Annotated in this window: 14 protein-coding genes; 2 read left to right on the forward strand and 12 right to left on the reverse strand. The window is 35.1% G+C overall.

Translation table 11 applies throughout. From position 1 onward, the window contains the following. Positions 1 to 340 precede the first annotated feature (340 nt). Together ACECE_RS0206525 and ACECE_RS26800 are read right to left on the reverse strand one after the other, a co-directional pair. Positions 341 to 1,057, reverse strand: a complete 717-nt coding sequence (locus ACECE_RS0206525) for an N-acetylmuramoyl-L-alanine amidase (protein ID WP_010245724.1) — start codon at positions 1,055 to 1,057, stop codon at positions 341 to 343. 215 nt (positions 1,058 to 1,272) lie between these two features. Continuing rightward, entirely contained in the window at positions 1,273 to 1,710 is a 438-nt protein-coding gene (locus ACECE_RS26800) for a hypothetical protein (RefSeq protein WP_010245730.1), read from the reverse strand. 307 nt (positions 1,711 to 2,017) lie between these two features. Between ACECE_RS26800 and ACECE_RS26805 the strand changes: the two genes are divergently transcribed. Next, positions 2,018 to 2,968, forward strand: coding sequence for a sigma 54-interacting transcriptional regulator (locus tag ACECE_RS26805; RefSeq protein ID WP_010245732.1), 951 nt, complete (start codon positions 2,018 to 2,020; stop codon positions 2,966 to 2,968). 1 nt (position 2,969) lies between these two features. Here the strand turns inward: ACECE_RS26805 and ACECE_RS0206545 are convergent, their stop codons facing one another. The 9 genes from ACECE_RS0206545 to ACECE_RS0206585 all read right to left on the reverse strand — a co-directional run bounded on the left by ACECE_RS0206545 (position 2,970) and on the right by ACECE_RS0206585 (position 22,293). Beyond that, a complete protein-coding gene (locus ACECE_RS0206545) occupies positions 2,970 to 3,683 on the reverse strand; it encodes a M48 family metallopeptidase (protein WP_026073729.1) in 714 nt (237 codons plus the stop codon). 1 nt (position 3,684) lies between these two features. Beyond that, the gene (locus tag ACECE_RS0206550; protein ID WP_010245739.1) at positions 3,685 to 6,744 is read right to left on the reverse strand and encodes a type I restriction endonuclease subunit R; all 3,060 of its coding nucleotides are present in this window, start codon (positions 6,742 to 6,744) and stop codon (positions 3,685 to 3,687) included. 461 nt (positions 6,745 to 7,205) lie between these two features. Continuing rightward, positions 7,206 to 7,853 carry an RloB family protein gene (locus ACECE_RS0206555; RefSeq protein ID WP_010245742.1) on the reverse strand — a complete coding sequence of 216 codons (648 nt, stop codon included), beginning with the start codon at positions 7,851 to 7,853 and terminating at the stop codon, positions 7,206 to 7,208. Next, positions 7,846 to 9,120 (reverse strand): AAA family ATPase, encoded by a 1,275-nt coding sequence (locus ACECE_RS29145; RefSeq protein WP_010245745.1) that lies wholly within the window; start codon positions 9,118 to 9,120, stop codon positions 7,846 to 7,848. The genes ACECE_RS0206555 and ACECE_RS29145 overlap by 8 nt, the downstream gene beginning before the upstream one ends. A gap of 169 nt (positions 9,121 to 9,289) precedes the next feature. Next, the gene (locus ACECE_RS29150) at positions 9,290 to 10,555 is read right to left on the reverse strand and encodes a restriction endonuclease subunit S (RefSeq protein WP_010245748.1); all 1,266 of its coding nucleotides are present in this window, start codon (positions 10,553 to 10,555) and stop codon (positions 9,290 to 9,292) included. Next, entirely contained in the window at positions 10,545 to 12,953 is a 2,409-nt protein-coding gene (locus ACECE_RS0206570) for a type I restriction-modification system subunit M (RefSeq protein ID WP_010245751.1), read from the reverse strand. Before ACECE_RS0206570 ends, ACECE_RS29150 begins: the two co-directional genes overlap by 11 nt. A gap of 473 nt (positions 12,954 to 13,426) precedes the next feature. Then, on the reverse strand, positions 13,427 to 13,972 hold the full coding sequence (locus ACECE_RS0206575) for a HEAT repeat domain-containing protein (protein WP_010245754.1): 546 nt from the start codon (positions 13,970 to 13,972) through the stop codon (positions 13,427 to 13,429). A gap of 31 nt (positions 13,973 to 14,003) precedes the next feature. Continuing rightward, a complete protein-coding gene (locus ACECE_RS29155) occupies positions 14,004 to 18,590 on the reverse strand; it encodes a dockerin type I domain-containing protein (RefSeq protein ID WP_010245757.1) in 4,587 nt (1,528 codons plus the stop codon). 187 nt (positions 18,591 to 18,777) lie between these two features. Then, positions 18,778 to 22,293 carry an adenylate/guanylate cyclase domain-containing protein gene (locus tag ACECE_RS0206585; RefSeq protein ID WP_010245759.1) on the reverse strand — a complete coding sequence of 1,172 codons (3,516 nt, stop codon included), beginning with the start codon at positions 22,291 to 22,293 and terminating at the stop codon, positions 18,778 to 18,780. Between the two features lie 176 nt (positions 22,294 to 22,469). Here ACECE_RS0206585 and ACECE_RS0206590 point away from each other — a divergent pair, with 176 nt between their 5' ends. Continuing rightward, positions 22,470 to 24,176: a GAF domain-containing sensor histidine kinase gene (locus tag ACECE_RS0206590; RefSeq protein ID WP_010245762.1), complete on the forward strand. Its 1,707-nt coding sequence runs from the start codon at positions 22,470 to 22,472 to the stop codon at positions 24,174 to 24,176. Between the two features lie 56 nt (positions 24,177 to 24,232). On the opposite strand, the gene ACECE_RS26825 is transcribed toward ACECE_RS0206590, so the two are convergent. Continuing rightward, the gene (locus ACECE_RS26825) at positions 24,233 to 25,792 is read right to left on the reverse strand and encodes an ABC transporter ATP-binding protein (RefSeq protein WP_010245767.1); all 1,560 of its coding nucleotides are present in this window, start codon (positions 25,790 to 25,792) and stop codon (positions 24,233 to 24,235) included. Positions 25,793 to 25,802 lie beyond the last annotated feature (10 nt).

Below are 25,802 nucleotides of genomic sequence, written 5' to 3' on the forward strand. Positions count from 1 at the left end.
AAAATGCATTATATACCAAATAAATACCATTTTCAACCTAACAAAACATTTTTTTGCTACTTATCATTAATTTTACACCATAATATTTAAAATTTCTAAGCCTCTTTCCAATATATTCATGCATTGCCTGGCTTAATTGCAGCATTACCCTGTCATTTTGATAGTGTAAAATTTAAAACTAGTCTCAATAAATTCAACAAACTCTTTTGATGGAATCATATTGTATTATTTCTGTCATATCATACTCAATTTTAGGAAGTTTGCTTTGCAAACCTCCTAAATAAAGGGAACCCACTGCTTTTAGCAAAAGCAATGAGTTCCAGTGTTATAAGCTAATCTTTTAGTTCGCATAATACTTCAGTATTCCATCCTTTATCGCAATAGCAAGTTTATCCTGATATTCAATGGATGCCAGCTTTCTTTCCTCTTGCTCATTTGACAAAAACCCGCATTCAACAATTACCGTGGGTGTTTTTAGGTTCTTAAGTATAATAATTTCAGCGTTTTTCAACATTGCCTCTCTCTTATTATTCGGATCAACATTATCTCTTAATGACCTCTGGATACCTTCAGCCGCTATCTTGCTTTCAGGTGAATTTGGCGGAAAAAATACTTGTGCTCCACAATACTGTGTCTGTGGAAATTTATTAAGGTGAATGCTTACAACAAGATCTGCTCCGGATTCATCCATCATTTTTTTTCTCCTGAGTAAATCTTGTTTTCTTTTCTGTGTAACGCTCTTTGTTCCATCTTCATATTTAAGTGTATCATCTTCTCTTGTCATTATAATTGTAAAATTCTCAGCTTCAAGTAGTTCCTTTATTTTTGAAGCTATATAAAAGTTTATTTCCTTCTCTCTTGTGCCATTGTCACTCACAGCCCCAGGATCTTCCCCACCATGCCCTGCGTCTAAAATCACAATCCTGTTTTTAGGTGTATTATTTGTTGTCTTTAGCTCTGAAAAACTCATTCTGGTACCAATACCAAAAGCTGCAAATACAAGTAAAAGAAGCAGTGCTATTAAAGCTATTCTCTTTTTTTTCAATACTAAAATCATTGGTTTTTCCCCCTGAATATGAATCTACAAATAGCATATTCATATGTAGGTTGACCATATGCAAATAAACTGCACATATGACCCATGCTTGATACAATATCACTACTATCAATGTTTTCAAGGACAAAAAAAATGACTGTCCGATAATCCAGACAGCCATCGTATTTATAAAAACTATATCCAACATTTCCATTCACATATCCTACATCATAACATTATCTGAATCTATACCATGAGAAGTGTGTTGCAATTATAGTCTGCTTTTTAACGTTTACAAATATGTTTTGATTTGTTACTTCATCGTATAAGAAGCCGGTATATGCGTCTACCTTAATTTTGACTGGTTTTAAGAAATTATTAGTATCAGGACTTGCTTCTATTCCAACTTCCCCATCCTTAGCACAAACCCTTAACGTAAAGGTCTTTGGGTATTGATCTTTTGTAAGAAAGTCTTTGGGGAAATTTACAGTAACAAAGCCAACCTCAAATGATCCACCCTTTTCAGTAACTGTAACTGTTCTCTCAAAGACCATATTATCATTTGCACTATAGGACTCTACACTCTGAACATCGTAACCTTGTGCTGCCATTGCAGGAACACTAGAGACCAGCAATACCGCCAGTATTAATCCCGATAGAATTTTCTTAAACATAAATAAGTACCTCCTTATTATTACCTGCATACACTAAATACAATTCTACTATATTAAAATGCAATAACCGTGCCAAACTTGTTTAAATCGCTAAAACTATTGAAAGTTAGTAATGTAGACCTAAAAGTCAGGAATTTTTGTAGTACCACATTCCTAGGACCGTACAGGCCAATTGTTTATTTATGGTAATAACTCAACTGCCTTACTATATGTATAAAAATTTCGCACTCCATTTTTTATATAAACATATACTTTTTTATACCGATATATAAACATATACCCCATTTTTCAAATAGGAGATAAACATATGCCTCAAAACACGTTGTTTGAAACCTTCAACATAATTGGCGACAACACCAATAAATACATAACCCGATTTAAGAATATTCTGAATATCAATTCAAGTGTATTGATTACGGGTGAAACAGGAACTGGTAAGGAACTTGTTGCACGATGGATACACTTTAATGATACTAAAAGGAACAGGAAACCTTTTGTAAAGATAACCATCCCAAACATAGGCGAAAATATTTTTGAGAGCGAGGTCTTCGGCTACGAGAAGGGGGCATTCACAGGAGCAATCACTTCCAAAAAAGGTTTGATTGAAGTCGCTGAAGATGGAACAATATTTTTTGATGAAATTGAAAACGCTTCTCCATCTATACAAAGTAAACTGCTTCAGTTATTGGAGGATAGACTATATAGAAAGGTAGGAGACACCGAATACAAAAAAACAAATGCAAGATTCGTCATTGCCACCAATAAAGACCTGTACAATGAAGTACAGGCCAACAACTTCAGGTCCGACCTTTTCTACAGGCTTGCTGTTATAGAAATCAAACTCCCGCCATTAAGAGATAGGGGGGTTGATATTGTTCAGATTGCCAACTATTACATAAAAAAGTACTCTAATGAGATAGGAACTGAAATAAATCCTCTTGCCGATGAAGCATTTAAAGCTCTTTCCTCTTATGATTGGCCCGGAAACATAAGGGAACTAAAGAACTTTATTGAAAGAGCTGTAATTTTTTCTGAAAGTAGCAATATCGATATGTCAATGATTCCGCAAAATACGCCTTCACAGTCCGCTGGTGCAAAAATTTTCAATTACAAAGAATATATCAAAAACATGGAGTATGAGCTTATTTTAAATGCCCTTAACGAATGTAAAGGAAATGTGGAACAAGCCGCCAGGCTTATTGATATGTCAATTCCCTTTGTATATAAAAAGATAAAGGAATTGAATATAAAAATATAGCTTAATACTTCCACTTCTCATGCCTTACAGGCAATTGGTTTAACTCATCCTTGTAAAACTTCCATTTAGGTAAAAACTTATCCATATGCGCTATAAAAATATTATTATGCTTTCTTTCCAACAGATGTACCATTTCATGTACCACAATATACTCAAGACATTGAGGAGGCTTCTTGGCAAGCTCAAGATTAATCCATATCCGACCCACATCAATATTACAAGTCCCCCATTTTGTCTTCATTCTTCTGATTCCAAAATCATTAACTTTTACTTTAATTACCTTTTCCCATTTTTCAATCAGTTGTGGGATTAGTTCTTTAAGTTGTGCTCTATACCACTCATCAATTATTATCTGTCTTTTTTCCATAGGAGTTTCAGCTCTAACGCATAAAACCATTGTTTTATGCTTTAGTTCAATCCTTGGAGGTGCATCTGTTTCAACAACTTTTAAAAGATATCTCTTTCCTCTAAAGAAATGACTTTCTCTATTTAAATATTCCCTAGGGGCTTCTCTTACCTGATTTCGGAATTTCTCCTGCTGCTTTCTGATCCAAGTTAACTTTGAAAGTGCATACACCCTTATGGTATCCATATCAAGCTTCAATGGTGCAGCTATACGAACTGCACCAGATGGCGGGTAAACACTTAAATGTATATTCTTTATATCCTTTTGCTCAACTTCAATTACTATATCGCCAAATTTTATCTGTTCCATTTTAATACTCGTTTTGCTGTTCAACAATTGCAAAAATCCTTTCTACTTCATCTTTATCTTTTAAAACATTATATAGGGCACTTTTAATAACTGTTTTTTTAGCGGTATTATCGCCTCTCCAGCCATCGGGCTTGGACTTCATAATGGCATAATGTACGGAGAGTGCCAATTCTTCATTCATATGTAGGTTATTATACAAGGCTCTCTTTGCAGGAGTATTCAAGCTTGACGGAGTGCTATCGGTTTTACCTTGCTGAACATTTTTGGCAAGCTCTGCAATCTTTTTCAAGTATTCCTCATATGCTATTGCGTTTTCTTTACGTTCTTTAATAACAGCATTTAGCAAAGCTGACATTTCATCAAAATATGCCGGATCAATCAAATGATCTTTTATAATCTTACTCCTGACATTGTTTTCGATAGCTTCAGCCACCGCTTCCTTGCTGCCTTTAACACCATCGGGCATACTATTTATAGCATCTGCAATTCCTGTTTTTACTATAACCTCTATAAGAGACATATCACAAAATGGTGAAATATTTCTTGGATCATCAGCTTGTATATAACTATCTATAAGATATCTCATATCTGCTTCATAGGTTTTAAAATCAATGGTTTCATTGCTTGTCAGTTTTATTTGCTCACGAAGATTTAAATAAAAATCCATCAGCTTCTTGATTTCCAAAATCTCTTTTTCTGTATACCCTGCTGCTTCCATATCATCAGCTATATTTGCATATGCTCTTATTAGTGCAACTATACCTTTATACAAACTCATCCTCTGAACTTCTCTAGCCTTTAAATCCTCCGGTATGTCAGCATTGGCACAAAAGTAATGCATATACTCAAGAGTCCCTTTAGGCTGTTTTACTGGTTCACAAAGAAATGCCAGATATTCTATGGCTTCTTCCAGCCTTTCTCGTCCTTTTTCAATTCTGTCCTTTAGAAGGATATCACAATCCGCCTTTTCAAACTCATCATAATCAAGCTCTGACGTATATACGGCAACTGCTTTTTCAACTTTTTTAAAAAGGTCCTTATAGTCAACAACATAACCAAACTGCTTATCCTCACTATCTAGCCTGTTTACACGGCATATAGCCTGAAACAGCCCATGATCCTGCATGGATTTATCAATATAGATATATGTACAACTTGGTGCATCAAAGCCTGTCAAAAGCTTATTAACAACAATTATAAGTTTCATGTTTGCAGGTTCTTTTAAAAACTTTTCTTTTACATTATCCTCATAGGTTTCTGTTTTAGTCTTTTTGGGTTTTGGTACGACATCCTTCAGTATTTCCATATATGTATTATAAATGTATTCTTTTTCTGTTTCAGTATTACTACCTGTATTTTCTGTTGTAATATCCCTTGTGCTTGGATTGTAGGAAGTAACAATTGCACATTTGCCTTTAAAATCAGTTTTCTGGAAAAGCTCATAATATCTACAGGCTTCATAAATTTCAGAAGCTACCAGAATCGCATTACCAGTGCCTGAATTTATTCTTGGTTTAGTACTGAAATCAAACACAATATCGGCTACGATTTTTTCCATTCGAGAACGGGCACTTAAAACCTTCTGCATTGTACCCCATCTTTTCCTGAGTTCAGCCTTTTGGAATTCATTTAACCCTCTGGTTTTTATTTCAAACCATTCATCAACTTTTGATGGTGATGTTAGCCTCTGGTCAATATCACGGGCATCATACATCAAATCCAGTATTACATTATCTTCAACAGCCTCATTGAATTTATAGGTATGAATATATTTACCAAAAACCTCAAGACTTGTCTGCTTATCTTTCTTCAAAAGTGGTGTTCCTGTAAAGCCAATAAACACAGCATTCGGCAGCATTGCTTTCATTGTTCGGTGCAGCTTTCCGCTCTGAGTTCGATGACATTCATCTATAAACAGAAACAATTCTCCAACTGCATTGGAAGGCTGACTTTCTAGTTCTTTAATAAACCTTTCAAAATTGTCTACACCTTTTCTCCCAAACTTATGTACAAGTGAACATAGCAATCTTGGCGTGGGATTTGATAATTGAATCATCAAATCCTTACCGCTGGAGGTACGAAGTATTTCCTTTTCTCCTGCATCCTTGAAAACCCTTTCAATTTGCTTATCCAGCTCATCTCTGTCAGTTATTATTACTACACGGGCATTAGGCTTGTTCTCTAAAATCCATTTTGCCAAAAGTACCATGACAATACTTTTTCCACTTCCCTGTGTATGCCATATAATACCGCCTTCATACCTTTTTACATGTTCCTGGGCTGCTTTTATTCCAAAATATTGGTGAACTCTTGGAAGCTTCTTTATTCCACCATCAAAAAGAACAAAATCATACATTATTTCAATAATTCTCTCTTTGCTGCACATCTTAACCAGGTATTTATCAAGCGGAAGACGGCTGTTATCCTCAATATCTTCCTTCCAATTCAGGAAGAACTTCTCCGGTGTACCAATAGTACCATACCTAAGTCCTTCAGAATCATTTCCGGCAAAAACAAATTGTACTGTAGCAAAGAACTTCTCTATAAAACCCTTCTGCTGGTTTGCTATACTTTGACGTATCCCATCACCAATTGACACAGTGCTTCTTTTAAGCTCAAGAACGCCTATGGCAATACCGTTTACATATAATACAATATCGGGGCGTTTTTCTTTTTCTCCCATCACCGTAACTTCTTCTGCTATGTAAAAGTCATTTTCCAAAGGATGTTGCCAGTCAATTAAGTGAACTGTCTCGTAATTTTCTCCAATGTCGGCTTTTACTTTGACACCGTAGCGAAGAAGGTTGTATACTTTTTTATTTATATTATAGAGATCATCATTGTAGTTATTAATTGCATATTTCAGCTCAAATATGGCTTTTGTAATAAGGGTATTATTATAGCCTTTTTTAGTTAAGTATTCTGTTAATAAACCATCTTCAATGTTCCTGTTATCAGGTCTTTCTTCCCAGTTTCCAAGATAGGTGTATTTCAGTTCATTTTTGAATAATGCTACAATACGGTTCTGTGTCTTCCTCTCAACTTCCCCTACATTTGCCATAGTTGTCCTCCGTTAGTAATGCATGATTATTGTACATTTTCGATATATATTTTATCATATTTTGTATTTGTAGGATTATTTTTTTATCAAGAAAATTTGCTTCGGTTATGACTTTTATTGAAAGCCTGTTTAAAGTTATGGCTTTATAATTAGCGGAGTTGTGATAGTATGGAGCTGAATTTAGAGGTAGTGCCTACTGTTTTACTGTCAAATGACTCCATGCGTGACCTTCGCAAAAAATCAGTAGGCCTCAGCTTGATAATTTTTCGCCGCGTCTATGGGACATCCTGTCCCGAGACGCTAAAAATGCCGTCCTTGGCATTTTTGCTGAAAAATCATCAAGCTTTCGACCACTGATTTTAGTTGCTCAGGTCAAGCATTACGTCATTTGACACTAAAACAGGTTATCAGCTTAATTTGCTTTTTGTCAGATTTAGTTATAACTTTTTTAGTATAGATGTTTATAAATCTCCAGAGACCTCAATCATAAACTGCTCGACTAGTTTATGGACACTTGTATATGGGTTCATATCTTTAATGTTTGAAAATATGCTTTTGCCCTCGATTGCATAGTTCTGCTCAAGAACTTTCGCATTATCAATTGCTTTTTCAATGCTGCCATTCTGGACAATCTCGCGAGTTTTTCCTTTATGGCCTTTTATGTAATCACCATGAAGATGTCTCATTAATCTGTCGTAGATTTGCTTCTTGGTGAGCTTTACTTCCACATCCTCAAAATGCATCAATAGCCATGTTTCAAACAGGTGGTTTGAAATCAGCAGTTCATAATCCTTTGCTGCCATTACCACTGCTTGGATGTCCGGCGGAGCATCACAATCAAAAACCAGATACTTACCATAGTTTTTATACTTGCGATTGTTTTCCTCATCGTCCATAAAGCTCTTGGCATAATTCAAAACAGTCTGTGCATTGCCGTTAGCGGTTTCTAACACCACCTCAATGTCAGTAAATTTATTTTTCTTAATTATCTCTGCAAAATAGTCAAAATAATATTTTTCTGTTTTGCCTTCACAAAAAATAATAATTTGTCCAATATATTCTTTCTTGGTTTCTGAGAGGCGTTGTGGTGATAATTGTGTTCTACCCATCCAATTCACCACCTATAATTTCATCATAATTAAATATGGGAATAGCCCCATACTTTCCTTGCAGATAATCCTTGCTAAAAGTCGCATCTTCACGTACTTTTAAATCAGAAAGGGCATAGAGTGCAGACTCTCCACGCTCATTTTTATCAACAAAAACCACCTCATCACGTCGAAACTGATTATAGTTGAGTAAAGAGATGTCATGAGTAGTAAAGATCAACTGTGCTTTTTGGTTCTGGCTGGAACAGAAAATATCTACAATGAGTTTCGACAGCAATGGATGTAATCTTGCCGACATTTCATCTACAATGAACACTCCTCCCCCTGAAATCATTTCAATAACATTTTGAATATACGCAAGGAAACGAAGAGTACCGGTAGATTCCTGCCGCAAATCAAACAACTTTTCACCAACCACGTTTCCGTTTTCGTCATAGACATCATGTACAGTACGGACGACTTTTTCTTTCTTTTTCTTTCCGGTTCGCTCATTGACAATGGTTTCCATCTGAACATCAAGGCGTTTGATGCCAACATCAATCAATCGGAGGTAATGTTCTACCTTTTCTCTATATGCCTTGTTACTCACCAACTTTTTAGACAAACCAACGATACCAGCCAATCCCTTTACAGTTGACTCAAAGAGAATTTCGGTAAATACATTGTATTCTTCATGAAAAAAGGAAATAAAGTCACCGAGTATTATTTCCTTGGCTTCTTCATCAAGGAAGTATTCAAGAACAGCAATATACAGCCTTTCAGCAGGCAACTTTTTATAAGCACCAAGCATTTTTTGATACTTGCTGCCAAAGGAAAGCTCTGTGCCAGTACGCTCAAAAACTTTTTTATCATCAATAAACATCCATTCATTAAGTACCTCTTTGTGCGTACACTCAAAGCCGTACTGTATCTGCTTTCCGTTACGTAAAAAGATGATGTCAAACTCAGAAGCCTCATTACCTTTATCGGAAAGAGTAAAAGGCTCCAACTTCATATTCATCCCTGCTTCTCCATGTTCAATTTCTTCATTCTCTTTTTTATTAATGAACTGAGAAAATATATATTGCTCAAAAAAGAACATTGCTGAAATCAGATTGGATTTCCCTGATGCATTAGCACCATACAAAGCAGTAGTCTTAAGCAGTCCAAAATTATCATTAACGGGTATAACATGTGTAGGATGCTGCACATAAGCAGTCGCCCTCATGTCTAAAATAGATTCGTTTTTAAACGAAGTGTAGTTTTTCACTTTAAACATCACTAACATTAGTCATACCTCCAAGATAAAATACTTATATTTTATAGTATACCCAGCAAAAACGAAAGTCAACCATATTTACGGAATTTTCGTAAATATGGTTGACTTTTTAGAATAAAACAATAAATTCCATTCTAATATTCCGGTCTTTTCAATCCGTCACAATGTAAAATTACCATTACACAAGTCTGATTTTTCCGGTCAATAAATTCTGCATCATTCCCTGTTTGATTTTTTTGTACTTTTCCAATTTTGTTTCTAAAGCCGTTATTTCGGCATCCATGTCAGATAGTATTGATGCAATTGCTTTTTGTTCATTTTGGGTAGGTGGTATAGGTATTTGCATTTCTGCAATCATTTCCATACGAACTGAGTCAACAGAAGATTTCGCTGTCATCTGCATTATTCTATTATAAAAGCTATTCTTAAAATATAAGAAAAAGAAATATCCGTCTATATTATCTTTAAAATCACTTATTTTATATACCCTCTGGTGAAAATCAAATTTCCCACTTATATAGTGAAATACTTTACCTGTACCCACGCCATCACCCGCTGTAAGTACAGCCTCTCCATCGTATGAATAACTATTAATTCTTTCGACAGTTTGGGAACGCACGAAAAATGGATACTCTCCTGAATCTATTTTGTCTTGAGTATTACGTGATCCTGTTGATATAAGTGCAATATTCTTTATTTTAACTATATTCCAGTCTTCGGGTATCAAACCGACCTCAGTATTTTTATACTTCTCAGTTTCTTGATTAAATTTTTGTAGACGTTTTTTGCCTGTAAGCAATTTCTGCATAACTCCCTGCTTAATTGCACGTTTTTTTGCAATGAGCTTTTCCAAAGACTGTATCAATTCATCAGTATCAGAAAGAGCAGTTGCAATGGCTTTTTGTTCAGAATAATTTATTGGTAATGGTATAGGAAACTTAAACAACTCTTTTAGTGTAATACTTGCTTGGTTTGCATTTCCTCTAAATATAGTCTCAATATATCTTATATATCTATTAGTTCTAAAATGATTCAACAATAACTTTTGTATAAACACATTTTTTTCTTTACTACGAATTAATACTGCGTTTTGATTTAAAAGACTACCTGCATACCTCTTTGTTATCATAATAACTTTACCAACTAATGAATCATACATTGGCGGTTTTGAGCCAACAGTTGAAAAAATCAAATCGTGTTCTATAAGTATCCATTTTCTGTACTTAGTACAATTTTTAGTATCTATATAAATGGGATTATCATCTTTTATAGAGTCATAAGTAGTATCACTGACTCGTATGATTCTTACTCCATCTTGACAATAATCTCCCGACTTAAATGCAAAGCCTTTTGTATATTCAACAATATCACCAAAGTCAACTACTTCCCAATCCTCCGGTATCACTCCTACCTCAGTCATCTTATATCCATTGTCAATTTTCATATAAACCCATCCTTTCCAGATGAGCCTTCACCTTTTCCTCAAACCTCTTAACCTCATCATTCAACTTTGGAAGTGCCATTTCATACCTCTCTGCCAAATCCTTTATCCTCTGAGTCAACCTCTGACTAATCCTGTCCATCTCTGAATGTACATTCTTCCCAATAGCTTCCATCCATTTATCATCCACCACTAAAACCTTAATTTCCTCTTCTGTCAGCTTTGGATACTTTTCATACAACTTATCATCCAGCTCAGCCTTTGCAACCTTGATCTTACTGTTCAATTCCGTTTCTTTCTCACAAAGCTCAAGATAATCTTCCAAAACCTTTCTTTCCACTACTGCGTCCTTATCCTTCCGAACTTCCTTCAATCTAGCCTGAACACTGGCCTTATTAACCTTTTCAAGTTCAGCAAAAAAGCCTTCCTCTCCTCCATGTTCTTCTTCCATCTCGGCTATTTGTGAAGCGACACCCTCACATTCAGCTTCCAGTCCTTCAATCTTCTGCTTTTCCTCATAAAAATACCTGTTAATAACCAAATCCTTTGGCACTAGATCACAGGTCCAGCCCTTGTCCACCATTTTCTTCTGCTTATTCTCAACCAATATCCTGTATGTTTCCGCTTTCCATCCATCGGTAGAAATTATATAGCAATCGTCCTGCATTATCTCATCCCAGAAATCCATTAGATGCTGATATACATCATAATTAGAAATAAGACTTGTTTCCTTATAATGTGCAAGTATACTTTCAGATAAGTCAGCAATAACTTTTTTAGGTACTAATCCTTTTTTCATACCCTTAAGTATCTCGATATACTTGTCCTTCCACTCTTTGAAATGCGCTTCCATCTTATCTGAATAAGCTTTAAACTCGGTGTGTTCAAAAATCGTTTTCTTTATATAATCCTTAGCCACCTTTAAATCCAAATACCTATCCCTTGAGCTTTTGCTAAAAAGAGCACCCTTAAGGTTTGGGCATACTTTCCAATAATCCTTCAAAGCCTCTATATCATACATTGGTATACCACCAAGCAAATGAGCTTCAATATCCTGTACATCTTCACCTTCCTGACTGTCTATATACCTTGGAATATTTAAATTGTACTCATTATTCTCTATCTCAGAAAAAGTCACCATCTTAGAATATTTATCTATTTCATACTGATTATTAAACACATCTACAATTTTATGAATATCCATACTGCGAAGACGGTTTTTATTTCCATCTTTCATAAAGCCCTTACTTGCATCAATCATGAAAATTCCCTTGCGGTTTGCTGCATTTTCTTTATCAAGCACAATAATACAAGCTGGAATTCCAGTGCCATAAAACAGGTTGGCAGGTAGTCCTATAATTCCCTTGATATAGCCCTTCCTGATAATATTCTTTCGTATCTCCGCCTCTGCATTTCCCCTGAATAAGACACCATGCGGCAAAATACAGGCTCCCTTACCTTTACTGCTCTTTAGAGAACGTATTATATGTAAAAGGTATGCAAAATCACCGTTTTTTGACGGCGGAACTCCATAATCCTTAAACCTTTCATACTCATCTTTTTCAGTATTCACACCATTACCCCAGCGCTTATCGCTAAATGGGGGATTTGCGACCACATAGTCAAAGGTTTTGAGCTTCCCATTTTCATCCTTGAACATCGGATTTGCAAGCGTATTTCCCTGCTTTATCTCATGCAGCGGGTTATCATGGAGGTACATATTCATTCTTGCCAACCCGGTTGTTGCAGAATCCTTTTCCTGCCCATATAGTGAAATCTTAATCCCTGCTTCGTCCGACACCTTCAAAAGTAGTGAGCCTGAGCCGCAAGTCGGGTCATATACCGTAGTTTGAGCATTTACATTTGATGTATTTATTCCGATTATCTTTGAAATTACACGGCTTACCTCTGCCGGTGAATAGAATTGTCCCTTACTCTTACCACTTTCAGTAGCAAAGTGACGCATAAGGTATTCATAAGCATCACCTAAAATATCATCACCATCAGCTCTGTTTTTGCTGAAGTCAAGCTCCTTATGCTCAAAAATTGCAATCAGATTTGTAAGACGATCCACCATTTCCTTACCACTACCCAGCTTGTTTACATCATTAAAGTCAGGCATGTCCGATAATTGGTTTTTCTCAGCTATCGGTCCAATAATCTTTTTATTTATATCATCACCAATATTTGCAGTACCTTTTAAAGCCACCATATCCTTGAAAGTAGAGCCTTCAGGTATTGTGACTGGTGCATACGGCATTCCGGCATATTTATCACTTATATATTTAACAAAGAGCATTACCAACACATAATCCTTGTACTGGCTGGCATCCATACCACCCCTTAATTCATCACAACTTGACCAAAGAGAACTGTATAATTCAGATTTCTTTATTGCCATGTATTCATCTCCTATTGAATTATTAAAGCCAGTTATATTATATATAACCAGCTTTTAAAAAGTAAATATTTAAATAAAATTATCTGTCTTTGCAAAGACATAAAGTATTACCCCAAAGCTGAATAACTAGTACAATGTTTTTTATTAACCAAGAGACATATGTTCTCAAACTTTATAATATAAGGGCGTTATCGCATGTTGTTTGCACAGTTATTTAGAAAACATTGCACCAGAATCAGGGAATAAACATTTCTTCATTATTACTTGATTGAATATATGTTAAATAAATTCTTCTGGTAACACTATATTATATTTTTCAACATAGTAGATTATATCTTAGTGCCATTTATATTTCCCGTCTGTAACTAGTAAAAGTTCATAAATTCTAATTTCAGGGTTAATTACATCTCGAACCAGTGCTAGTGCCACTCCTATAATATTGCATTTTTTCATGTATCGTTTAGATATTCCACTTATTTATCTTTATTCTTTATGTTCTTTAACCATATTTCTATTTGCTTCAAAATATCATTTTGATCAGAATACATAATTTTCATTTGCTCTAACTTTTCCTCAGCCTTTATCCCTCCAATTCTACCTAATGAATCAATTAATCCAAAAATTTCGTCATCAGTTAAGTCATTGCTATTTTCTATAAAACCTGATAATACACCTAAACCTTCTTGATGTCCAATTCCCCCAAGAATATAGATAATCGTTACTCTTAAATGCTTTAATTCAATCAACACCTTAATTTTTTCTAAAAAAATGGCAAAAAATTTCTTTCCTATCGAAACTAAGGCATCATCGAGCTCAACATCAAAATACTCTGGAATTTCATATCCTAGTTCTTTTTTGCTTGGAGGGTTTAATAAAAGATCAATTAGTACGTCTATTGAGTCAGTATCAAAAGTATCGTACCAATCGTTTGTTTTCTTATCACTGTACTCTATAGTTCCAAAAGGCCCAAGTGGTCCAGCTAATTCAGATAAAATCCTTATATATTCATCTCTTTTCATTACGTATCACCCTTTCACTTAACATAACGCCTTAATCCTCGAGTACAAGTTCGTAAATTGTTCTTGTTACACCAGATCCAACCCAATAGCCAACTCCACCAGCAACAAGAGTTCCAACCCCGTGAACTACCCAAGCCCATGGTCCTGCTACATCTGCCGGAGTCCACCAAGCGGCAAAAGCTGCAGCTCCTGCACTTGCCCCCGCCCAGCCTCCGGCTGATTCAACAACTGCTTTAACCTTATCTTCTGCGACATATACATTGTAGACATCTTGTGCTATGCCAACAACCATCAATATCTTTCCACCATATCGAAATGCGGTTTTAACCCTTCCTGTCCACTTAAGTTTTTTTGCCATTGCTTCAGCAGCTTCAATCACTACTGGCTCAGCTTCCACTCCTCGTGCTTCAACGAGTTCGGATAATCTGGCTATACCACCTTTAACCTTTATTTTTGATGCATCTGCTACTACAACAAACTTACCATCTCCTTGCTTTGAAAAGAAACTATCTTTTAAAACTACTTCTCCAACCTTAACCGATGACTTTCTGACCTTTTCCCCAACTTCATTCCACATTAATCTTTCAGCAAACTTATGGTGGAAGTTATTAAAGGCTTTTAAGTTTTTTGAATTAAATAATGTATCTGATGGCAAATTCTTATAATTTCGAAATTTTGTTTCAGCTTCAATCTTACATGCCTCTTTATGTTTATTATACATCTGAAGCAATGCTTGTTCATCAAAAACAAGCTTATTTTGAGGAATTACAAGTTCAACATCAATCTTAAAATTCTTTGTTGGATCAATTCCTGTATATGGATTGCCCTCAGTTGTAAAGAAAGCTGAACCACCATTTTCAGAAAGTTCCGGACGCCATGGAAGTTCCCCTTTCGAAAGATTTTTCAACACTTCAATTGCTACTTCAGGAGTTACATTAGTATTTGCAGAAGTTGCTGGAGAATCTCCCCTCGTTTCTGGGAAATAAAACCTAAACACTTCACTTGCATCTTCTTCAGCCTCTTCATCTTCAAGGGATCCCTCAATTTCTACTATCTCTGAACACGCAAGTGTTCCACTACTGCTGCCGGGTACATTCCTTCCTTTTACCTGTACGGTATATGTTCCAATTTCAGGTATTACATAGTCATATACCAAATTTATAGTTGTAGTGTTACTGCCTCCATATACAGTCAGCTTCCACTCTCCATTAATGAATACTGCCAAGTGGTGGCAATTAGTTCCGTTTGCTGTTATTCTTAATGGTTCACCTACCTTTATTTTAGTTCCCTTTGTAGGAGTGCTCAATGTAACTTGTGGTATTGCAGTGTAGAATCTATCGTTTTGCAAAATATAAATATAACTCCAACTATTTCTGTCCGGCTGTGCACTATTCTCATCCCACGGAAGCATTAGCTTATTCCATGTAATTTTACCCACCTTACCGTCCTGATCTAATCCATTTTTCTTCTGAAACTTCTTAACCGCATTCTCCGTAAGACCTGCATAGGTGCCAAACGGTACATATGTCTTAGTATTAGGGTCTATTGGCATTTCCAACAATCCAAGTGATACTAATATTTTTTGCAAAACAATAACGTCATTTTCAATATTGTTTCCATCTACTTTTAGCACCCAAGGGGTTTTGTTTGTATTTGAGGATGTTAACTGGGTATAATTCCCTTCCAGTAAAAACTCTACCAATGGGATGATATCGGTTTGGTTATAGGATATTGCTCCACCTGCATAATACCCTACTGTTTTTCCTACTATCAAACCTATTGTATCTCCCATTTTTATTTGTATAGCGTTATTATCAACAAAAATTCCATTCCATCGAGTATATATCAACACATATTTACTGTTTTTAACACCGCTTATATTAATACTGCTCAGCTCTTCATTCCCGCTTGCCATACCACTGCTTACAGTACCTAAAATTTCCTGATTGCTAGGTGTCTTCCATCCAGGAGTTATATAATTAAAAGCACTGTTAATATTTGTCGAAATATTAATTTCCCCGGTATAAATTCCTTCTGCCGGAACATATAAGTTATATATGCTTTCGTTAGTTTGAGCATCTATAAAAACTGTCCTTATATTTGATTTTTTTCTTAATTCTATAATTGTATTATAGATATTAGTTTTAAAAGTATTTAGACTAGCTTGATCAGAATATTTACTATCTATTACAAATGCAATAGTAGTAGTGGTATTCTGCACCTGTTTGGAAGCAACAAAATAAGTGCTGAAATGAGTTACTGTCGCAGAAATCACTCCATTTTCCTCATCTACCATTGTTGCCTGAGGAACTATTGTGCCACTTTCCTCATCATACCAATAAATTACCAAATCTTTTATATCAACATTCGCAAGAGGCTCTTCGCCCAACTTAAATCCTATTTCCGCCCAATTAAACTTAGATGTAGTTGTAATATTTACCGGTTCACCAATAAATCCTATTTTCCCGCTTAATAAATCGGTGGCATTTGTTACTGCTGTTGTGCTATTTATATCCTCCTTGCTGTTAATTGTTAGCTGTAACTTAACACTCGGGTCTGTAAATCCACTGATTTTTTCCTGTGATAAGACCTGAGGTGTTTTACCATCTCCCGATTCAACAGGCATTACATGAACTTTGCAAAAAAGACTTGATGTATAAAACATACCATACATCGATTGTGCAGAAATCATTACTGTTCCTGCTTTTTTAGCTGTTATCACTCCATTAGCCACTGTTGCTAAATCTGAATTGCTTGAAGACCATTGATATGAATTTTCATATAATTCAGCAGGAATTTCATAATCTACTAAAGATATGTTTTCTCCTTCTTTTAGCACCACTTCATTATATAGTAAATTTAGTGATGCATTATTCTTAAAGCTATTTACAAAGACATAGTCCTCATTCTGTTGAATTTCCTTTAGTATCTCCCCATATTTCCCACTATTCTCAATATTACGCTCACTCAAATCAGCAATATAATTTGATATGCACTCCTTGCCATATGAATTACTATAATTTCTACTCTCCAAAATTTCAGCATCTGTCAAATTGTAGTATTTATAAAAACCATTATCTTTTTCTCTACTATCATCCCAAGTCGTATCCAAATGATACCATTTATCATTTATTTTAACAACATTCCATGCATGATTTTCATTTGTAACGATAATATTTTCTATACCTGCAGCTTTCAACATTTTGTATGTCAGCATTGCATACCCATCGCACTTAGTTTTTCCATAACATAATGCGCTATAGGGATTTCCGTATATATCATCTTCCGAGTACTCAATGTTAGTCAGAATATAATCATGTATAAGTTTTTCTTTTTCATCATCAGTCATATCAGTATTTGTCAGTTTTGATACAATAAACTCTATCGTACTATCAATATACTCTTCCTGTTCCTTTGTTGTCTTATAACTGCAGTTGAATCTTATTGCGGTAATCCCCATACTTTGATTCAATGCAATAGTATAATCAAAATTATCAATACAAGCATTCAAATATGTATCATCATTTAATATTGAATTTTCTGCTTCACTTATATCACTTTCTGTAATTGTTCCTTTATATATGATATTGATATTCTGATTCCTATTATAAAATCCACATAATAAAGCCCTTTTTAATTCATCAGTTGATCGGGCTACAATCATGTATTCATTTTTATCATCGTAAACAAAGTCAAATGTTATTTGTAAATTTCCCAGATATCCGCTTGTATTCCAAGATACATCTCCTAAAAGCATAAAAGGTTCATTACTTTCATTAACTGCATCTAAAATTGCTTGGTTCACTTTTGTTTCAAGATCAGTTGTATCTCCATCATAAGTCAAACTATAAGTCGTTCCTTTGTCATAAAAATTGCGAATCAAAGCCATTTTTAGTTCTTCCATATTGCTTACTTTTGTTGTTATAACAAAAGCATCACTAAATTCTGATTTATTATTTGATGTATCTATTGCACAAACCTTAAACTCATAAGTTTCATTAGGTATCAAGTTTGTAAAAGTGTACTTTGTTTCTCCAGCAGTTAATACTTCAAATTCGCCATTTTTAAAAATTGCATAATCTTTTAAATCACTATCCGTTGACTGTCCCCAATAAATTGAAACTGATGTACCTGTTACCAATGAGTAATTCAAACCTGTCGGTTTTGATGGTGGCTCAGTATCTGTTAATGTTGATGTTGGTGTTATACTAACATTTGGTGTGGGCGTTACATTATTTGCTTCTGCAGGAAACTTGGTTATAATCCCCAGTATATACTGCCTCATAAACGCAAAATCTATACTATTGAACACCCCATCACCACTTACATCTGACGCCCAAGTACCATTTGAAACTGGAAAACTGTCTATCAATCCTAATAACTTCATTCTCATGCGGGCAAAATCTATGCTAGTTACTTCTCCATTTCCATCCACATCACCTTTACGAGTTGATTCCTTGCTTTCTTCTTCAGAAGATCCTATAGACTGTGATGTTTCATAACCTCCATCCAGTGAAGCCGCCTCTACCTTACTTGAATTGAACAGAGTTGAAGTTAGAATTTGGACAACAAAAACACATGAAATGACTAAAGAAATCATTCTTTTACTACTAAACATTATTTTTCTCCCCTTTACATTACTTATTATCTCTGTTTTGGGACTATTACGTAATTAAATAATACATATAATCCTTCGATAAAAATTCTATCAGATTTTCTTAATTCCGTATATAGGAATTCTTTTTCGGCAAGCGCATTTAATCGAGCAGGGTTGTATAGTTACAAACAAAAGTTTGCAATTTTATTTATGATATCGCCCTAACAATTTCAGCAAATCTACAATTGTCTACGTTACTTATATATACCTGAGCAAGGCTCAGATCTTTTTGTGCTGCTTCAAAATTCCCCAACTGACTGTTTAGTCCACATCTGCCAAAATAACCTTTTGCAGCCTCATAGTCAGATTCCAATTGGTGAGACAATGTAATAGACTCGTCTAAAAGTTCTATAGCCTTGTTAAATTCACAGCTCTTTGCCAATATTTTAGATTTTAGCCTCAGCGCTTTAAGCTTCCTTATATCACTCTTTATCTCATCTGAAATCGAAATTGCTTTATCGCAGTTTTCCGCAGCACTCTCTATATTTTCTGTACTAAGCTTATACAAAGACATATATCTGTAGTAATCACTTATATAAGCAATTTCATCTGCTTCAACAAATATATCATATGCAGCTTTCAAAGTGTCCTGTACTTTCTCGTATTTCTCAACATTAATAAAAAGCCTTGCAATGCTTATATAGTTAATCCCTTCCCCGATAGGCACATTTATCTCCTTAACTATCCCAAGGGACTTGTCATAGTAATCCAGAGCTTTATCCATAAAGCCTCTTTCATACATAATGTCACCCAGGTTTGTAAGTATGATGCTCTCATTTAACCTGGCTGCTATTTCCTTGGAAATCTCCAGTGACTCGTTAAAAAGGATCTCTGCCTGGTCAAATAAACCTTTGTCCATATACAGTATCCCAAGATTTATGCATCCTGCAATATTTCCTTGCTGGTCCGATATCTTCTTTGAAATATAAATTGATTTGTCAAAATACTCCTGGGCTTTTGATATCATACCTGTAGCATGGTAGATAGCCCCAAGATTCCCCGAAACCTTTGACATAATAGCAAGGTTATTTATATTTTCAGCATATTTATATGATTTATCCAAACAAAGCAAGGAATTTTCGATGTCTCCCTTGGTATAATATATGATACCAGCCTGGTTCATCATCTCTGAAAAGTTTTCATAGTCCCTGGTTTTAGTTAAAAGCTTCTCTGACTTTTGAGCAATATCTAAAGCCTCAGGATTGCCCATTATCCTGTAAATATTGCATTTCATCTGTAAAAGCTTGCCGTACAGTATATTTTCCGGCTTTAATTTAGACTGTATATCTTCAAGTATTTTCAACGCATTTTCATAAACATCCTGTTCCTTGTAAATATCGGCAATCATAAGCTTAATAGAGTAAATATCATCATAACGTTTAGCTTTTTCAAGCGCTTTGTGAAGATTTCCAAGCGCCCTGTCATAATCAGCCATAATAAAATTGATATAACCTATTTCCTGATATGCCTGTACCACTCTTGCCTCATCAACGGAGTCTTTTTCCTCCCCCGTCAGCGTAAGAAAACGTTCATAGTATTCTAGTGAACTTTCCATATCAAATATATTCCTGTATTTTAAAGCAGTCTTAAAAGCATAGTGCGCTGCCTTCTTTACCTGATTGGCTTTGCTGTAATGGGTAAAAAGTATTTCATAATAGTCCTCAATTTCCTTGGCATACCTTGCTTCAATTATGTCTCCCGTTTTTTTGTGGTATTCCCTTTTATCCTTATTTAATATATTGTTATATATGGCATCTCTTTCTGTATCCTGATTAAACATGAATTCCTTTTCAACAACACCAAAAGCAGTATATGCGGTCTTTAGCGAGATAATGTTCATATGTATGGGAAGCCTTAAAGAGGCAAAGGCTTCATCAACATTCATTCCCACTAATGCACATACAATAGAAAAACGGAATTCTTTACCTATTACAGATGCTGCTTGCAGTAAATTTCTTGCTTTATCATCAAGCTCAGATATATTTGCAAGTATCAAACTTTGTATATTACCTGGAATCGAAGTAGCCTCAGAAGGATCTATAACAGCAACACCTTCGACTATTGCAAAACTATGTATTCTTCTTATCTTTTGGATAAACTCGCCTATGTATAGCGGATTCCCATTGGTAAACTTCATTACAATATGCAAAAACACCTCATCCAAATCCCTACAATTTAAAAGAGTACAGGTCATTTCTTTAATGAGTTTTTTGTCCAATTTCCTTATTTTAAGAACTCTATATTTCTTATTCTCAAGTTTCTTTAATTCCTCCAACTCATACCTTGAAGAAAAAATAAAAGTGATATTGGCATTTGACAGCATCTCAACGAGTTCCCTAATTATGGTAAGTGAATTAGAGTCACACCAATGAATATCATCAACAACAATAACCAACTTATACCTTTTTGACAAATGAACAAAGAAAATACATAGCTGTTTGACAATTTCTCTTCTAACATTATCAAAATTCATTGAATTAAGAATATTCTGAAAATCATTATCTCTAGGAAGTCCCAACACCAGACCGATAAAATCCGTATTTCTTTTTATCTCTTCCTCAGTCTTGTCCTTTAGAATATAATCCAGAAATGACGATACCCTATGCTGTTTCACACTTATACTATCTCCCGGATTAATGTTCATAATATTCATAATGATACTTGAAATTGTATAATATGCTCTATTTTGGTGCAGTGAGCTGCAGTCTGCCCAGACTTTTTTTACATCAGTTCCCAATTTCGTTGAGAACAGCTTTATAATGCTTGTCTTTCCCAACCCAGCATCTCCAACAATATTAATACATTTTGTACCAGAATTCTGAACGCTGTTATAGGTTGTAACCAGTTCATTAAGCTCCTTTATACGCCCTACAAAGACAGTCCTATTTTCATAATAATATTCATCTTTAACTTTCAACGGATTATAGCACTTTACTGGATGTTCCTTATTCTTTACCTTTATTTCCATTGGTTCAGAATAACCAATCATATCTTTTGTCTCTATAAAAACAGACTCTGAAACCAGTATATTCCCCCTTTGTGCATTAGACTGCAGTCTCTGGGCTGTATTAACTATATCCCCCATAACTGTATAGTCTTTGTCAAACGTATTTCCTATACTTCCCGTCACAACAAGTCCATAATTTATTCCAATAGAAAGGTTCAAAGAAATTCCCTGTGATGAGAGCCTTTCTTCTGAAAACTCACTTATAAGCTTCATCATCCTCATGCAGCACAAAACCGCCCGTTTAGCATCATCTGCATGTATATACTTTGCACCGAAAAGAATCATAACACAGTCACCAATGTATTTATCAATCGTACCTTCCATCTCATACACAGGTTTTGTGATAAAGCTGAAACACTCATTTATAAGCTCCCTGACCTCTTCAGGGTCCAGCTTTTCAGAAAGTGCCGTAAATCCTGAAACATCAGCAAATATGACAGCTACATTTCTCCTGTTTTCAGACAACGTATCAAAGTTTTGAACGGAGCTCCTGCTTTCAATACTTTCAAGCTTAGTTCCGCAGTTGAAGCAAAATTTGCCCATAGCAGGGTTTGGAAATAAACAAGCTGGACAATAGGATGCAAATTTAACCCCACACAATTGGCATTCTTTCTCATCTTGACTTCGAAGATTAATTCCGCAATTAAAACAAATCATATAACCCCCACCTATTAGGTACTAATGTTATCTACAAGCATTATCATCAAATATTTATTTGAATTGGCCGATATTTTATTGTATAATATATATATCTTTCATATTTTTATCAACTTATTTCAATTGCAATTTTTTTATTTTATAATGCCCAAGTCAAAAAAATAAGGAGTCATAAAATGCTAAGCGAAAATGTATTTTTCCTGAGCAGTTCAAGTAGTGTTTATGATAATTTTATTGGCTTTCTAAAAAATACCTTTTACAAATTTACAATTATTAACGATAGTACTACGTTAATTAACAGCCTTGAAAACTATCTTTCAAAATATTCCCCTGTTGACACAGGACCTTTAATAATGTTTGTTGAGTATCCCTTTTTAGCTGAAATGAGCCCTTACCTCAATAATAACCTTGACAACTTAAGTTATGTACTAATTGGGTTTGATAGTGAAGATCAAAGTTCTATAGGTAATTTCGGCAATATTTTTGATTTTGTTAACACCGGAAAACTCAATGAAAAATTCCTTACAAATAAACTCTCAAATGAAATACATAACAGAAAGAGCATTACACAGCTAAAGTACGAAGTTAGGGAGTTTTATGAAATTGGTAAATCCCTCTCTTCAGAAAAAGATACCGTTAAACTATTAGAAATGATAATTGCCAGCAGTATTAAATTAACTTCTTCGGACGCGGGTACTATATACCTTGTTATCGATAAAAATTCTTATAACTGGACATCAATTAAGGATCAAAATTATAAAGATAAACTCCTCAAATTCGTAATATCAAGGAACACGAGCATAGATATTGACCTTGAAACCTTTACATCTCCTATAACCAAGGACAGTATTTTTGGTTATTCAGTTATAACAGGTAAACCGTTAAGAATTGATGATGCCTATAAATTGGATTCAACGGTTGAATATCACCATAACAATTCGTTTGATTTACGTACAGGTTATGTTACCAGATCTATACTTACAATACCTATGAAAGACCATGAAAATAATATACTTGGTGTTATTCAGCTAATTAATAAAAAGAAAAACGAAAACGAAAAAATAGATTACAAAAATGAAGCATCCTTGAGTAACATCATTACATATGACTTTTCTGATGAGCATATTATGAGTTCCCTTGCAGGACAGGCTGCTGTTGTACTTGAAAACAACCTTTTATACAGCAATATGAAACTTCTTCTCGATAACTTAAAAAAGCAGAACGCTGAGCTGGATATATTGAGCAAGAGAATCCTTAAGGCACATGAAGAGGAAAGAAAACGTATAGCAAGAGAGATACATGACGGACCCGCTCAGGCTGTAGTAAATCTTTCTCTTAAGCTTGAGCTTGCTAAAAAGTATTTACAAAATGATATGCCGGAAGAAGGCTTTAAAGAGTTGAATTTCCTAAACGCAAGTATTAAATCTACCTCGAAAGAGATACGAACTATTCTTTATGACTTAAAGCCATCATATCTTGATGATGGTCTAGTAAAGGCTCTCGAAAACAGGCTTGCAATGTTTAAAGAAAGTACTGGTCTGAATGTAAACTTCATTGTTTCAGGAGATGATTCCACAATTGAATACTACATTGTCTATTCACTATACAGAATGGTACAGGAAACCCTTACAAACATTCAAAAGCATGCAAAAGCAACAAACGTTATAGTTGATTTCAGAGTCTACGGTAACGGTATTTCTATTCATATAACTGATGACGGGGTAGGTTTTGATATGGAAACCCAATCTAAAAAGCACCAAACTCTCAATGGCGGATTTGGCCTTGCAGGACTTAAGGAACGCGTTGAGTTGCTTAAAGGAAGATTTGATATAAATTCCGCTCCAGCACAGGGAACAAGTATTATGATTTATATTCCTATGTAGCAATAAGGCCTTGAGTAAAAATATATTCGAAGCTGTATTTTTAGCATTTCTAGGCCTTAAGTACTTGCACATCCATATGTGGCTTGTATAAGCAACTTTGTGTATGGTTGAGCAGAACTACTAAGTACTTCATTACACTTTCCTGATTCTATAATTTTGCCATTATGCATAACAGCTATTCTGTCGCAAATGTTGCTTAATAACCTTATATCATGGCTGATAAACAAATACCCCATACCCTTTTCTCTTTTCAGCCTTTTAAACAGATCTAGAATTTGAGCCTGCGAAACTGTATCCAGACTTGAAGTCGGCTCATCGCATACTATTAACTCAGGATTCATTGTTAAAGCTCTTGCAATGCTAACTCTCTGGCACTGCCCACCACTGAGTTGATGAGGATACCTTGTTCCCAAAGCGAAATCCAGTCCTACCATTTCCAGATATGTTCCTACCATCTCTATAGCTTCCTTTTTGGTAAAATGCTTTTTTCTCCGGGCACCTTCCAAAATTATATCATTGACCATCATATGAGGATCCAGTGACAAAAACGGATCTTGAAATATCATCTGAACAAGTTCCGGATATCTATTATTCTTATATATATTGTTATCCTTATAAAGAATACTTCCTAAAGATGGTTTAATAATTCTTGCAATCATTCTGGCAAGTGTGGATTTTCCGCATCCGCTTTCCCCCACCAACCCGACTGTTTCTCCTTTATGCAAACTTAAGGATATATCCTGCAATACATCGCCCTCACACTTTGTGAAACGTTTACTGACCGATGCAACCCTTAATAATACTTCTTTATCATTAAACTCCCTGTCTGTCTCAAGCGCACACACATTTTTTAGTGCTGAGGCTGCCAACCTTAATGTAGCTTCACTCTTTGGATTTTCAAACACTTCTCTAGTTTTTCCTTCCTCAACAACCCTTCCCTTGCTTAAGACAATAACTCTACCTGCAATCCTGTCCGCCAGCAGCAGATCATGGGTAATAAATATCACTGAAATGCCAAAATCGCAAGACAAGCTCTTAAGCAGTTCTGCAATAGATTGCTGCGTTATTGAATCCAAAGAACTGGTTGGCTCATCTGCTATAATTATTTTGGGCAAACACGAAGCTGTCATGGCAATCATACCTCTTTGAGCCATTCCGCCGCTCAACTCATGCGGATACTTGTTCAAATATCCCTTAAGGTCATTTATTTTCAGTTTGTCCAACAGCAGCTTTAGCTTGTCTTCTGCCTCTTTATAATTAACACTGCAATGTTTTACAAGCGGTTCAGCCAACTGCCTGCCAACCTTCATAGTTGGATTTAAATATGATAAGGGCTCTTGAAATATCATACCGACGTTTTTCCCTCTTACCTGTACCATCTGCCTTTCAGGCAGCGATTCTATGCTTTTTCCCTCTAAAAGTATTCTTCCCTCTCTCCTGAAATGTCCACTGATGACAATATTCAAAATAGATTTTGCAAGCATGCTTTTTCCGCTGCCAGACTCTCCTACAACTGCAACAATTTCGCCACTTGCAACGCTTAAATTTATTTTATCCAGAATTATATTCTCTTTTGAGTACAAAGAAAAATTGCATATTTCAAGAAGGTTTTCCATATGTCACTCC

This window comes from Acetivibrio cellulolyticus CD2 (genome assembly GCF_000179595.2).
Classification (GTDB): Bacteria; Bacillota; Clostridia; order Acetivibrionales; family Acetivibrionaceae; genus Acetivibrio; species Acetivibrio cellulolyticus.

Coding starts and splice junctions, on each gene's coding strand:
- ACECE_RS29155 (WP_010245757.1), bottom strand. CDS start 18,590: ATGTTTAGTAGTAAAAGAATGATTTCTTTAGTCATTTCATGTGTTTTT.
- ACECE_RS0206575 (WP_010245754.1), bottom strand. CDS start 13,972: ATGAAAAGAGATGAATATATAAGGATTTTATCTGAATTAGCTGGACCA.
- ACECE_RS26800 (WP_010245730.1), bottom strand. CDS start 1,710: ATGTTTAAGAAAATTCTATCGGGATTAATACTGGCGGTATTGCTGGTC.
- ACECE_RS0206555 (WP_010245742.1), bottom strand. CDS start 7,853: ATGGGTAGAACACAATTATCACCACAACGCCTCTCAGAAACCAAGAAA.
- ACECE_RS0206585 (WP_010245759.1), bottom strand. CDS start 22,293: ATGATTTGTTTTAATTGCGGAATTAATCTTCGAAGTCAAGATGAGAAA.
- ACECE_RS26805 (WP_010245732.1), top strand. CDS start 2,018: ATGCCTCAAAACACGTTGTTTGAAACCTTCAACATAATTGGCGACAAC.
- ACECE_RS0206550 (WP_010245739.1), bottom strand. CDS start 6,744: ATGGCAAATGTAGGGGAAGTTGAGAGGAAGACACAGAACCGTATTGTA.
- ACECE_RS0206590 (WP_010245762.1), top strand. CDS start 22,470: ATGCTAAGCGAAAATGTATTTTTCCTGAGCAGTTCAAGTAGTGTTTAT.
- ACECE_RS0206545 (WP_026073729.1), bottom strand. CDS start 3,683: ATGGAACAGATAAAATTTGGCGATATAGTAATTGAAGTTGAGCAAAAG.
- ACECE_RS26825 (WP_010245767.1), bottom strand. CDS start 25,792: ATGGAAAACCTTCTTGAAATATGCAATTTTTCTTTGTACTCAAAAGAG.
- ACECE_RS0206525 (WP_010245724.1), bottom strand. CDS start 1,057: ATGATTTTAGTATTGAAAAAAAAGAGAATAGCTTTAATAGCACTGCTT.
- ACECE_RS29150 (WP_010245748.1), bottom strand. CDS start 10,555: ATGAAAATTGACAATGGATATAAGATGACTGAGGTAGGAGTGATACCG.
- ACECE_RS0206570 (WP_010245751.1), bottom strand. CDS start 12,953: ATGGCAATAAAGAAATCTGAATTATACAGTTCTCTTTGGTCAAGTTGT.
- ACECE_RS29145 (WP_010245745.1), bottom strand. CDS start 9,120: ATGTTAGTGATGTTTAAAGTGAAAAACTACACTTCGTTTAAAAACGAA.